This window comes from uncultured Dialister sp. (assembly GCF_900538805.1).
In the GTDB taxonomy this organism is placed as follows: Bacteria; Bacillota; Negativicutes; order Veillonellales; family Dialisteraceae; genus Dialister.
Map to the genome: position 1 here is coordinate 1 of NZ_UPZP01000062.1, position 13353 is coordinate 13353.

At 51.1% G+C, this 13353-nt stretch carries 10 protein-coding genes; 9 read left to right on the top strand and 1 reads right to left on the bottom strand.

All coding sequences use genetic code 11. The features are described 5' to 3' along the window. The first annotated feature begins 2 nt into the window (after window positions 1–2). The 7 genes from QZQ29_RS09265 (at window position 3) to QZQ29_RS06425 (ending at window position 9747) form a co-directional block, all read left to right on the top strand. A complete protein-coding gene (locus tag QZQ29_RS09265; protein ID WP_365950724.1) occupies window positions 3–89 on the top strand; it encodes a putative holin-like toxin in 87 nt (28 codons plus the stop codon). Between the two features lie 382 nt (window positions 90–471). After that, on the top strand, window positions 472–1353 hold the full coding sequence (locus tag QZQ29_RS06400) for a 3-hydroxyacyl-CoA dehydrogenase NAD-binding domain-containing protein (protein ID WP_296961324.1): 882 nt from the start codon (window positions 472–474) through the stop codon (window positions 1351–1353). 373 nt (window positions 1354–1726) lie between these two features. Further along, on the top strand, window positions 1727–2245 hold the full coding sequence (locus QZQ29_RS06405; protein WP_296961326.1) for a transcription repressor NadR: 519 nt from the start codon (window positions 1727–1729) through the stop codon (window positions 2243–2245). 9 nt (window positions 2246–2254) lie between these two features. Beyond that, on the top strand, window positions 2255–3250 hold the full coding sequence (locus QZQ29_RS06410) for an RluA family pseudouridine synthase (protein WP_296961330.1): 996 nt from the start codon (window positions 2255–2257) through the stop codon (window positions 3248–3250). 1266 nt (window positions 3251–4516) lie between these two features. Then, window positions 4517–6850, top strand: coding sequence for an EcoAI/FtnUII family type I restriction enzme subunit R (gene hsdR / locus QZQ29_RS06415; RefSeq protein ID WP_296961333.1), 2334 nt, complete (start codon window positions 4517–4519; stop codon window positions 6848–6850). After that, window positions 6851–8317 (top strand): class I SAM-dependent DNA methyltransferase, encoded by a 1467-nt coding sequence (locus tag QZQ29_RS06420; RefSeq protein ID WP_296961336.1) that lies wholly within the window; start codon window positions 6851–6853, stop codon window positions 8315–8317. 128 nt (window positions 8318–8445) lie between these two features. Continuing rightward, the gene (locus tag QZQ29_RS06425) at window positions 8446–9747 is read left to right on the top strand and encodes a restriction endonuclease subunit S (protein WP_296961338.1); all 1302 of its coding nucleotides are present in this window, start codon (window positions 8446–8448) and stop codon (window positions 9745–9747) included. 629 nt (window positions 9748–10376) lie between these two features. On the opposite strand, the gene QZQ29_RS06430 is transcribed toward QZQ29_RS06425, so the two are convergent. Beyond that, window positions 10377–11321, bottom strand: coding sequence for an NAD(P)-dependent oxidoreductase (locus QZQ29_RS06430; protein ID WP_296961342.1), 945 nt, complete (start codon window positions 11319–11321; stop codon window positions 10377–10379). 76 nt (window positions 11322–11397) lie between these two features. Between QZQ29_RS06430 and QZQ29_RS06435 the strand changes: the two genes are divergently transcribed. Both QZQ29_RS06435 and QZQ29_RS06440 read left to right on the top strand, forming a co-directional pair. Further along, the gene (locus QZQ29_RS06435; protein WP_296961345.1) at window positions 11398–12279 is read left to right on the top strand and encodes a DMT family transporter; all 882 of its coding nucleotides are present in this window, start codon (window positions 11398–11400) and stop codon (window positions 12277–12279) included. A gap of 19 nt (window positions 12280–12298) precedes the next feature. Continuing rightward, on the top strand, window positions 12299–13099 hold the full coding sequence (locus tag QZQ29_RS06440) for an HAD family hydrolase (protein WP_296961348.1): 801 nt from the start codon (window positions 12299–12301) through the stop codon (window positions 13097–13099). Window positions 13100–13353: the final 254 nt, after the last annotated feature.

Below are 13353 nucleotides of genomic sequence, written 5' to 3' on the forward strand. Positions count from 1 at the left end.
CTATGAGCCAAGAATTGTATCAGGCCTTTATGGTCATCATTAATTTTGCTGCTCTGGTGGTCGCCATTATTGCACTTGTTAAAAAGTAGCAATTGAAAAAAGCCATCCAATGGCTTGGAAGGCTCCTTTCAAATTAATTAAATTCTGAGAGAGCCGTTTTCCAGACCAAGGATGCCAGCTGTCTCTTTCTATGCCCATTATACCATAGAAAAGGTAAAAAACAACAGTATTGGTTTTTGATATAAGTGCCAATGATAAATGATTTACATACTTTATCATTACGCTCTCAGCGCGTTGACCCCTTTATACTGCGGCGGAGCCGCCACTGCAGCCCTCAGCCCTGAAAGGGCTGTCAAACCTCCGAACCCTCCGGCCAACGGCCGGTCAATCTTAAGAACCTTTTCACTTCAAAGTGATACAATATATACAGAGAGCCGATTGGCTCACACTGTCAAAAGGAGGATGAGAGAAATGGAAATCAGAAAAATTACCATTGCCGGTGCAGGGACCATGGGGTATTCCATGGCGGAGATTTTTGCACGGAAGGGCTATGATGTGATTCTCTGGAACCACCGGGGTGCCACTTTGGAACGGGCAAAGACGAAGATTGCGCCGGACATGGTGGACCATATTTCCTACACCACGGACCCCGCTGCTTTTAAAGGGCGGGACCTCATTGTGGAAAACATTGTGGAAAATCTGGCGGTGAAGTCGGAATTCCATAAAACCTATTCTCCCATGGCAGACGAAGGGACCATCATCGCCACCAATACCTCCGGCCTTTCCATCAATGCACTGGCAAAGTCGGTGACAAAGCCGGAGCGGTTCCTGGGCATGCACTGGTTCAATCCGCCCACCCTGATTCCCCTCATTGAAATCATCAAGAATGACCGCACAAAGGATGAGGTGGCAAAAACCATTTACCACCTTGCCCTTGCCATCGGAAAGAAACCGGCCATTGTGGAAAAGGATGCCCCCGGCTTTGCGGCCAACCGCATCCAGCTGGCGGTGATCCGGGAGGCCCTTTCCATGGTGGAAAAGGGAATCATCAGCAAAGAAGGTATTGATTCGGTCATGAAATACGGCCTGGGCTTCCGCTGGGCCTGCCTGGGCCCCCTGGAAACGGCGGACTTCGGCGGCCTCGACGTATTTGCTCACATCAGCGAATACCTCATGCCGGATTTGGAAGACAGCCATGAAGTGCCATCCCTTCTGGCAGAAAAGGTGAAGGAAGGGCACCTTGGCGTGAAAACGGGAGAAGGTTTCTACAAGTACGACGGCAATAGGGCGGCGGAAGCGACAAAGGAAAGGGACAGGAAACTGAAGGCAGTGTATGAGGCGCTGTATAAGTAATTAGTTAGCTAGTAAGCTAGTGGGCTGGTGAGCTAGGGAAGCACTGATTAATTCACAGAGTCTGCTTTCATAAGAATCTTTATGCACTGCTTCGTCATGGGACTCCTTAAATAGCTTGCTATTCGCGTCATCCCATTCCTTGCATTGCATAAAATTTCAAGAATGAAAGCAGACGCTGATTTAATCAGCGCTTCCCTAGGCGGCTATAAACTGTGGCGTCAGCCGCCACCACAACCCTCAGCGGCTTTGCCGCTGTCAAACCTTAGAACCCTCCGGCCAAAGGCCGGTCAATCTTAAGAACCTTTTTCCCTTTTTGTGAACCCGGGTCGCAGAGGGGCCCCATGTGATACAATATTCACAAGAGGTGGTTTACATGGACGGGGAAGAACGGCGGGAGAAAATCCTGGAAATCCTGAAAGGCAGAGATGGCAAAGTGCGGGGAAGCGAACTGGCAGACCGGCTGGAGGTGAGCCGCCAGGTCATTGTAGGTGACATGGCCCTTCTGAAGGCCCGGGGACTGCCGGTCATGTCCACACCCCGGGGCTACTACCTGGACACAGGCCATCGAGAGGGGTACAGAAAGACCCTGGTGTGCTGCCATGACCGGGCCCGCACGGGTGAAGAACTGGCTTTGATTATTTCTGCCGGCGGCATGATACACGACGTGTCCGTGGAACACGAAGTCTACGGAACCCTGACCGCCAGCCTGGAAATCAGGAGCCTGGAAGACATGAATGCTTACCTCCAAAAGATGAAGACAAAGAATGCACCCCTCCTTTCCTCCATCAGTGGAGGTATTCACAGCCATCTGGTGGAAACAAAGGGCAAAGAGGACATGGACAGGGTGGAAGAAATCCTCCGCAAAGCGGGATTTCTTTATGAAAACAGATAGGACGAAACTATGAAATCTTGGATCGTATCACAGACCGAAGCAGGTACCACCACCTGGAAATATGTGACCCGCCTCCTTCCGGAAGCGGCGGGAGGCCTGCTCCGGAAAAGCATGAGGAAAAAGAACATCACCCTGAACGGGAAAAAGATGGAAGGAAAAGAAAAACTGGCTGCCGGCGACAGGATAGACATCTGGTTCTCCGATGAAACTATTTCAAAATTTCAGGGGGAAACCAGTAAAACAGAGAAAAAGGGGATGACTTTTTTCCCATCCTGCATCCTCTACGAAGATGAAAACGTGCTGGTGCTGAATAAGCCGGCCGGCCTCCTTTCCCAGGGAGACGGCAGCGGCAGCCCCTCCCTGAATGATGGACTTCTTTCCTATTTAAAAGATGAAATCACCCCGGCCTTCCGTCCCTCCATCTGCAACAGGTTGGACAGAAACACCAGCGGCATTGTGCTGGCAGGAAAAAACATGGCCGCCCTGCAGCAGCTGAATGAACTCATCCGCAAGAGGGAAGTCCGGAAAACCTACACTGCCGTCGTTTTCGGCAAAACAGAAAAACAGGGCACCTTCAAGGGCTGGATGATAAAAGATGAAATCAAAAATAAGGTCCTTTATCTGGACCATGAAGAAACAGGCGCCAGATCCGTGGAAACAAGATATGAACAGATGGCAGTGAAAAGATGGGGCAGTGAGCTCTTAAGTGTAGTCAAAGTCCACCTCATCACCGGCCGCTCCCACCAGATCCGCGTCCACTTCGCCAACGCCGGCCATCCCCTCCTGGGAGATAGGAAATACGGCACAAAAGAGAGCATTGCATTATCTACAGCCTGCCACATCAAAAGGCAGCTCCTTCACGCCGGAGAAATCCGTTTTCCCGATAACCTTCCTGCGCCGCTCAATGCACTCTCCGGAAAAACATTCACCGCAGATCTGCCGGAGGATATGAAGGATTTTATGATTTCGGGAATTAGCGTCAATCACGAAAATGATAAACTATAAATTATAAAGAAAAAAATCAGCTCCCTGGGGGCTGATTTTTTCTGTAAAAAGGCAGCACAAAAACACGGATACAAATCCGTGCCACACAGTATGGCAGACTCATGTTGCAAAGGATGGTATCCGTGTTTTTGATTGGTTGTGAAGCTTTTTTACGAATCTGCAGAATCCGTTCCGGCTTCCCTGTGCCCCCGGGAAGTCGGGGAGGAAAATCAGGAACCTGTATACAGGGATTCGTGGTTTTCCTTCTGCCAAAGCTGCATTCCGGCCGGAATATTCGCGATATACATGACAGATGGGAATAGAATCCTTCCATGGAGTTTCCGGATTTCCTTCTCCATACATTTATATTGCATAAGCACCCCTTTTTTACAACCTTCCTTAAGAATTTCATTTTGAAAATATGCACAGTCCTGCCCTCCTGTCATTTCGAGTGGAGCGCATCGGAACCCCGAGATCTCCGAATGGATTGAGGTTTCCGTGGCACTAATCCTTTGCGTCCCCTTTAGGGGAAGAGGGCCACGAAGTGGCGAAGGGGTGTACGAGGGCCAGCAGCGAATTGATACTCTTTGCTGACCTGACCGCCGACTGGTATTTACCAGCAAGTGTAACACAATCGACAAGTACCAAGATTCTTTGCTTATGCTTAGAATGACAGTGGACGGGAAGAAAAGCACGTAACGCAGGCTCCTTCCCGGAAAGGAGCTGGGCGGAGCCTTGAGGAACACCAAGAAAATTTATAAAAATATTTTCCCAGGGGGTCTAAAAATCGAAACTTCTGTGATATTAATAATAGAGGGATGAAAAGACCTCATGAGATGATGTATCCGATTTCCAAACTGCCCTTCTCCACATCCGCGGTAAGGAGAAGGGCAGGGGAATGAAGAAACATCAGGAATTCCATCTTTTCAATCCTCCCTCCTTCTACAATCGGCCGATGATAGACAGAAGGAAATGCAGTACCAAAAAAAGAAGACAGAAAAGCAATAAGGAAGAGGCCCCATGACTTTCCTCTCTTTAGCGACAAGTATCGAGCAGCACCCACGTAAGTGGGAGGGCCAAGGCGCGGACGCCGTATCTACTGGTTGAATTTACTTGGAGACTCCCCTGATAGGCTTTTCTGTTTTTTGCGTGGGAAAAGGGCAGTGATTTCTGAATCGAATTCGGAAATTACTGCCCTTTTTCTTCTGATATGGTACTATATAGATTAAGAATATCTATTTGACCACAGCTCGTTTTCAGCATTCCCAATGACACGCAGGTGACACCATGGATAAGAAAAGTCTTAGCGAAGAGGATATCAAGAACCGGTTTATCACGCCGGCCATCGAAGCAGGCTGGGATAAGCAGCATATCCGTATGGAAAAGGCCATTACCGACGGCAGGGTGAATATCAGGGGAAATCTGGCGGTGCGGGAGAAGCCGAAGCGGGCGGATTATGTGCTCTACAAGGACGGGGTATATCCGCTGGCCATTGTGGAAGCCAAGGACAATCAGCACTCCCTTTCCTTTGGCCTGCAGCAGGCCAAGGAATACTGCCTTATGATGGATGTGAAATTTGCTTACAGTTCCAATGGCGATGGATTTGAGGAGTACGATTTCCTTACCGGCGTAGAAAGGACGCTCACTTTGGATGCCTTTCCGTCGGAGAAGGAACTGATGGAGCGGTATGTGCAGGAATCGTCCATGACGGAGGATGAGCTGAAAGCGCTGACACAGCCCTACTATGTATCTGCCAATACCTATGCACCCCGCTATTATCAGCAGGTGGCGGTGGACCGTACCATGGATGCCATTGCCAGAGGACAGAAGAGAATCCTTCTTGTCATGGCCACGGGCACCGGCAAGACCTACACCGCCTTCCAAACGGTGTGGAGACTTAGAAAAAGCGGTCTGGTGAAGAAAGTGCTCTATCTGGCGGACCGGAACATATTGGTGGACCAGTCCATCCAGCAGGATTTTGCCCCTTTGGAAAAGGTGATTCACAAGGTGAACTTTGCCAAGGATGACCGGACGACTTTGACTTCTTATGAAATCTATTTCGCCCTGTACCAGCAGATGGTAGGAAATGATGAGAAAGAGCATTTTCGTGAGCTCTTCGACCCCGATTTCTTTGATTTAGTCATTGTGGATGAATGTCATCGGGGCTCTGCCAAGGAAGAAAGCCGGTGGCGGCGGGTGCTGGCCTATTTCGACAAGGCGGTGCAGATAGGCATGACCGCTACGCCAAAGGAAACGGCCTATGTCTCCAGCACCGACTACTTCGGGGAACCGGTGTATACCTACAGCCTGAAGCAGGGCATAGAAGACGGTTTTTTGGCGCCCTTCCGGGTCATTAATGTACATACCAATATAGGCGATGGCTGGCGGCCCAGGAAAGGGCAGCTGGATGCCTTTGGAAATCCGGTGGAAGACCGCATTTACAACAATCTGGACTACGATAAAAATATAGTCATTGAAGACAGGACCAGAGAAGTGGCAAGGCAGATTACGGACTACCTGGAAGCCACCGGGCCCTACCAGAAGACCATTGTTTTCTGTGAAACCGAAGCGGCGGCGGAACGGATGCGGGCGGCCCTGGCCAAGGCCAATCCTTCCCGTATGAGGGAAAATCCGGACTATGTGGTGCGGATAACCGGCAGTGACGACTACGGCAAGAAAAAGCTGCAGTACTTCATTTCCGTGAGCTCCCGGTATCCCGTCATTGCCACCACCTCGGAGCTTCTCTCCACCGGCGTGGACTGCAAGATGGTGAAACTCATCGCATTGGACAGAAATATTGCCTCCATGACCCTTTTCAAGCAGATTGTGGGGCGGGGCACCAGGCTCCGCACGGAGGATGGAAAGTACAGCTTTGTCATCATGGATTTCAGGGACGTGACGCGCCTCTTTGCAGACCCGGACTGGGACGGTCCGGTGGAGCCGAATCCCGATTTCGGCAGAAAAAAGAAACCGGGCATAGGGGAAAGGAAAACTCCCTATGGCGGTGAGGGGAATGATGACGATGATGACGATAAGCCGAAAAGTATTCCTGTCATCCGCCCTGACGGCTGCCGGGTGTATGTGCTGAACCGCACCATTTCCATCTACGACAGCGACGGAAAACTGCTGAAACAGGAAGATATCATCGACTATACGAAAGAAAATGTGCAGGGCACCTTCGGCAGCCTGTCCGCCTTCATCAGCACATGGAACCGGGAAGACAAGAAAAAGGTGATTGCCGATATCCTGGCCAAGCAGGGCATCGACCTGGACAAGCTGAAAAAGAGCCAGCACATGGAAGATGTGGACGACTTTGATTTCATCTGCCACATTGCCTATGGACAGAAGCCGCTGACAAGAAGAGAGCGGGCGGAACAGGTGAAGAAGAAAGACATTTTCCACCGTTACGGCGGCGCTGCCAGGGAAGTGCTGGATATCCTGCTGGATAAATACATGAACCTGGGCATCAAGGAAATCGAAAAGCCGGAAATCCTGAAAATGAAGGAATTCCGGAAATACGGCACCCCTGCCGGCATAGCCCGCCTCTTTGGCGGCAGGAACGGCTTCTTTGAAGCCATTCGCGAACTGAAAAAAGAACTCTATGAAAAGGATGTTGGATAAATGGCAGCAAACCTGAACGGCCTGGTGAAAAGGCTGAGAGATATTATGCGCATGGACAGCGGTATCAATGGCGATGCCCAGCGCATTGAACAGATAGCATGGATTCTTTTCCTGAAAGTCTATGCAGCCAAGGAAGCGGACTGGGAAATGGACGAAGGCTATGAATCCGTCATTCCCGCGCCCTACTGCTGGGAAAACTGGGCCGTAGACGACGGAAAGGGAACAGCCCGGACCGGCGAAGACCTGCTGGACTTTGTGAATGGTATGTTCCGGGTGCTGAAGGACCTGCCGGTGACACCAGATATGCCCCAGAAGAAAACCATTGTGAAAACGGTCTTTGAAGACGCCAACCAGTACATGAAAGACGGCGTACTTCTCAGGCAGGTGGTGAATACCATCGATGCCATCGACCTCTCCAGCTATGACAATATCCATGCCTTGGGAGACATATACGAAACCATTCTGAAGGACCTCCAGTCCGCCGGTTCTGCCGGGGAATTCTATACCCCAAGGGCAGTGACCGACTTCATGGCGGAAATGATTCACCCAAAGCTGGGAGAACGGATGGCAGATTTTGCCTGCGGCACCGGCGGATTCCTGACCAGCTGGCTCAAAGGACTGGCGCCCCAGATTCAGACGCCGGAAGACCAGAAGACGTACAATGACTCCATTTACGGCGTGGAAAAGAAACCCTTCCCCTACCAGCTCTGCATTACCAATATGCTGCTTCACGACATTGACGAACCCCATATCGTCTACGGCAACAGCCTCATGAAGGACGTGCTGGACTACACGGACAGGGATAGATTCGACGTAATCCTTATGAATCCGCCCTACGGCGGCAATGAAAAAGCGGACGTGCAGAAACACTTTCCGGCGGACCTGGCGGACAGCGAGACCGCGGACCTTTTCATGTCCGTCATGATGTACCGTTTGAAAGAAGGGGGACGGGCCGCCGTCATCCAGCCCGACGGCTTCCTCTTCGGCACTGATAATACGAAGGCCAACATCAAGAAAAAACTGATGAAAGAATTCAACCTGCACACCATCATCCGTCTGCCGGCGAGCGTCTTTGCGCCCTATACAAGCATTACCACCAACATCCTTTTCTTCGACCACACCGGCCCCACGAAGGAAACATGGATTTACCGTCTCGATATGCCGGAAGGATACAAGCACTTCTCCAAAACAAAGCCCATGCAGCTCTCCCACTTCGCCCCTGTCATCTCCTGGTGGAACCACAGGGAAGAAATCACAGAAGAGGGCTGGCCCAAAGCGAAATGCTTCAGCGCCGAAGAAATCGAAGGGAATGGGTATAACCTGGACCTCTGCGGCTTTCCCCATGAGGAAGAAGAAATCCTCCCGCCCCATGAACTCATGGCCGCCTACCAGCAGAAAAGAAAAGACCTGAACGAGAAAATCGACACCATCCTGGCGGACATAGAAAAAGAAATGGGGGAACCCTGATGACCGGAAAAGAACTATGGGGAAGCATTCTCCAGAAAGCCATGGAAGGGAAACTGGTGCCCCAGAGAAAAGAAGAAGGAACGGCGGCGGAGCTCCTCAAGGAAATCCGGAAAGAAAGAGCAAAGCTGGTGAAAGAAGGGAAGCTGAAAAAAGCAAAGCCTCTTCCGGTGGTGAGGGAAGAAGAAAAGCCCTTTGACATTCCGGACAGCTGGGAATGGGTGAGACTGGGGGAAGTGGGAGAACTTATTCGGGGGTCTGGCATAAAGCGAAGTGATGTTGTCAAGCTTGGTAAACCATGTATACGGTATGGTGAATTATATACGACTTATAAGACCAGATTTTCCAAAGTGATGTCATTTACAACCGTTGAGGTTTTCAATAAATGTCATAAAGTTCACCATAACGATATTCTTATGTCATTAACTGGAGAAAATAAATGGGACATTGCGTTGGCTGTTACCTATGAAGGCAATGAAGAAATTGCAATGGGTGGGGATATGACTAAGTGGACTAATCATCGAATGAATCCTCTTTATCTTACGGCTGTAATGAATTCTTCTTACGGTATTGGATGTAAAAGAAGCAAAGCTACGGGGGATATTATCGTCCATATTTCCAATAGCAAATTAGGTGAAATCTTACTTCCGATTCCTCCTTTGGCTGAACAGCACCGCATTGTGGACAAGCTGGAAACCCTGAAACCTTTGGTGGACGCCTATGGCCAGGCGGCGGAGGAGCTGGATGAACTGAACCGGAAATTCCCGGGGGACCTGAAAAAGAGCCTTCTCCGGCAGGCCATGGAAGGAAAGCTGGTGCCCCAGAGAAAAGAAGAAGGAACGGCAGCGGAGCTTCTACAGGAAATCCGGAAAGAAAAGGCAAAGCTCTTAAAGGAAGGTAAACTGAAAAAAACAAAGCCCCTTCCGGCGGTGAGTGAAGAAGAAAAGCCCTTTGACATTCCGGACAGCTGGGAATGGGTGAGGATTGGGCAGATTTTTGCATTACAAGCAGGCAAGAATATTACCGCATCCGAGATTTCGAAAAATAGAGATGAAAAACATCTTTATTTATGCTATGGGGGAAACGGCATTAGGGGATATGTAGGAAACTATAATAATGAAGGCGATTTTCCGCTGATTGGAAGGCAAGGAGCATTATGTGGCAATATCAATCGGGCTAATGGAAAATTTTATGCTACGGAACATGCAGTTGTTACCCATACTTTCGCGGATACGAATATATCATGGGCCTGCTATTTCCTAAAAGCATTAAATTTAAATCAATATGCTACAGCTACAGCTCAACCAGGTCTGGCAGTTTCTAAGGTTAATACTGTTCTTATCCCTCTTCCTCCTCAGGCTGAGCAACACCGCATTGTGGAAAAGCTGGAATCCCTGCTGGCCCTCTGCGACAAGCTGCAGCCAGAGGATTGATTGGAAAGAGACATATTGCCCCTCTTCCGGACTGTGTATGCAGAGAAGCGGAGAACCTGAGAACGGCCGCACGCCCTGCCTGCGCGTATCCATGGAATGCAGGATGGCCGGAAGAAGGGGATGCTTCTCCTCAGCCGGCTGAACATCATAGATAAACTTCCTCCCCTCCCGAAGGGCTTTCGGTATCCCTCTTCGGGAGGGGCAGGGAGTTTTTTTGCGTGTGCTGGGGGATAGTGGGCTGGTGGGCTGGTGGGCTGGTGGGCTGGTGGACTAGTGGACTAGTGAGCTAGTGAGCTGGGAAAGCACGTGACGTCAGGCTCCTTCCCCAGAAAGGAGCTGGGCGGAGCCCTGAGAATAGGTCCGCCTTCCCGCCGACTGGTATTTACCAACATTTCTGTCACTTACGATTTTTACCGAGATTCTTCGCCTGCGGTTCAAAATGACGATGAAGGCGGGAAGGGGGAGCACGTAACGCTGCTTTTATAATTATCGCCGCAGGCGATACCACACCCTCACAGCCGCAGGCTGTGTCAAACCTAAGAACCCTTGGGCCGATAGGCCCATCAAACCTCGGCCCGTAAGGGCCGTCAACCTGCAAAAAAGACCGCGTCCGCGGTCTTTTTTGCCATTCAGCAGATTATATTTTTCTGTTTCCCATCTACAAAGCTGACAACGTTGTCTGCTACGATGACAGCTCTCCTCTTCATGGCTTCTTCCGTATCAAAGCCTACGTGAGGGGTGAGGACTGTGTGGGGAGCGGTAAGGAGGGGATAGTCATCCGGGAGGGGCGGTTCCATGTCGAATACGTCGATGCCGGCGCCGGCGATTTTCCCTTCTTTCAAAGCCTGTGCCAGGGCTTTGTTATCGATGACGCCGCCTCTGGCGGTGTTGATGAGGATGGCCTCTTTTTTCATGAGTGAAAGTTTTTCCCCGTTAATGAAGTGTCTGGTTTCGGCGGTGAGGGGGAGGTGGACGGAGACGATGTCGCTGGTTTTGAGAAGGGTGTCAAGGTCGGTGTAGGGGATGTCATCATGGTTATGGGAGCGGTTATAGCCTATGACTCTGGCGCCGAAGGCTTTGGCCAGCTGGGCGGTGCGGTATCCGATGGCGCCGGTGCCGATGATGCCTACTGTGCGGTCTTTGATTTCAATGCCCCGAAGACCGGCGCCTGTTTTTCCATGATGGGCGGCATCGGCTCCTTCTGCCTGTTTGCGGTAGAGGGAAAGAATCATGCCCATGGCCAGTTCCGCCACGGACTCCGTGGAGTAGCCGGCGCAGTTGGAGACGGCGATATGTTTCTCTCGGCAGGTTTCAATGTCCACATGGTCCACACCGGTGAAGGCGACGCAGAGGTATTTGAGGGAGCATGCTTTATCCAGGGCCTCTTTTTTCAAGGGATAGTTGGCAATGACTGCCAGGTCTGCTTTGGAAATCCGATTTCCCAAATCTTCCTGGCCTGCAGGAAGGCTGTCCCAGAGGGTGAGGTGGAATCCTTTATCTGTGAGGGGTGTAAAGAGGGTGTCCAGTGTTTCTTTGGACACGCCCAGGGGCTGGGCGATAACGATTTCTTTCATTCTGTTCTCCTTTCATGGGCTGTGAATCTGATATAATAAGGAAAGCTTTCTCTATTATACCGTAAGGAGTATGTATATGAAATATCGTCTGCTTTTGCTGTCGGCGGCGCTCATCTGGGGCTTTGCTTTTGTGGCCCAGGTGGTGGGCATGGATACGGTGGGGCCTTTTACATTTAACGGCGTCCGCTTTGTTATCGGTTCTCTGGCGCTTCTGCCTTTCCTTTATTTCCACAGGGAAGGGAAAAGTCCTGTACCCACGTCCATTCCCCTGTGGGCGGCTTTCCTCATGGTGGGGGTTCCCCTTTTTCTGGGAGCTACCCTCCAGCAGGTGGGGCTGCAGTACACCACGGCCTCCAAGGCCAGCTTCCTCACGGCCAACTATCTTCTCATGGTGCCTATAGCCGGCCTCTTTCTGGGGCAGCCGCTGCTTCGGAATCATCTGATAGGCGCCATTCTTGCCATGGCAGGGGTCTATTTTATTTCCATTACCGACGATTTTTCCATCAGTCTGGGGGATGGCCTCATGCTGCTCTGCGCGCTGGCTTTTACGGTGCAGATTCATATGCTGAACTATCTCACCCAGCGTTTTTCGCCGGTGCTCCTGTCGGCGGGGCAGTTCATGGTGACGGGAGTGCTGAATCTTATTCTGGCTTTCCTCTTTGAAACGCCCACCCTCACCGGCCTCCAGGGGGCCATGTGGCCCATTCTTTATACAGGCATCCTTTCCACCAGCGTGGCCTATACCCTGCAGGCGGTGGGGCAGAAATACATGCCCCCTACGGAGGCATCCATGATTCTCAGTATGGAAATGGTATTCGGCGGGCTGTCGGGCCTTCTCTTTCTGGATGAATCCTTCACCCTTCGGCAGACCATCGGCGTCATTGCCATGACCTCAGGCGTCTTTCTTTCCCAGATTCCAAGTCCCGTGCTTTTTTCCGGCCTTCGCCGGGAACGCTGATTTTTGAAAGGAGTTTTCTATGGCTGTTCGTTTGATTGCCATCGATCTGGATGGCACGCTGCTTCATGATGATATGACCATTTCCGGCTACTCCAGAAATGTCATCAAAAAGGCCCAATCCCAGGGCTATGAAATCGTGGTGGCCACAGGCCGTATGTGGGACTCCGCACGGAAAAAGGCGGAAACCCTCCATCTGGGAAATGTGCCTCTCATCTGCTACACGGGAGCATGGATCATGATGAGTGAAACGGGAGAGCCCGTGCGGCAGGATGGCCTTTCCCCGGACTTGGCTTCGGAAATTCTTTTGGAATCCAAAAGAAGGGGATGGAATGCCACCTCCTTCATGGACGATGTGATTTACATGGACAAGCCTAACGGCACGGAAGAAAAATACCAGAAATACCGCTCCAAGAAGCCGGTGTACATAGGAGCGGAATTTTATCACCCTGATAAACTTGTGACGCGTATCGTCTTTGCAGACCCCTCTTTGGAAAAAAGACTGGCCATCCGGCAGGTGGTGGAAGAAAAATTCAAAGGCCAGGTGGATGTGGTCTTCCCGGGAGATGATTTCGTAGATGTCCATAAAAGGGGCATCAACAAAGCCGCCGCGGTCCGCTTCCTCTGCGATAAAAAAGGAATCACGCCGGAAGAGGTCATGGCCTTTGGCAATACGGAAAATGACGTGCCCCTTCTTCAAATGGCAGGCCTCTCCTATGCCGTCAGCAACGCCGACGAAGTGGCTAAAGAGGCGGCCCGGGCCATCTGCCCCTCCAATGAAGACGACGGCGTGGCGAAGACGATAGGGAAGGTGCTGCTGTAGGGACAGGCCTTCGGTGTGAGGGTTCAGAAGGTGCAGAAGGTTCAAAAGGTTCAAAGGGTGAAGGTGGGCGGCTACGCCGCCAGCATTGATAAAACCTTCATAACCAGGCTTCGCCTGTGGGAAAACCATACAACCGTGCCTGCGGCGCGAGGGAAAACAGGCAAACCGCCCTTACGGGCGATGGAAATGCAATCGAGTAGAGATTATTCATCCCTCTCACACCACCGTACGTACCGTTCGGTATACGGCGGTTC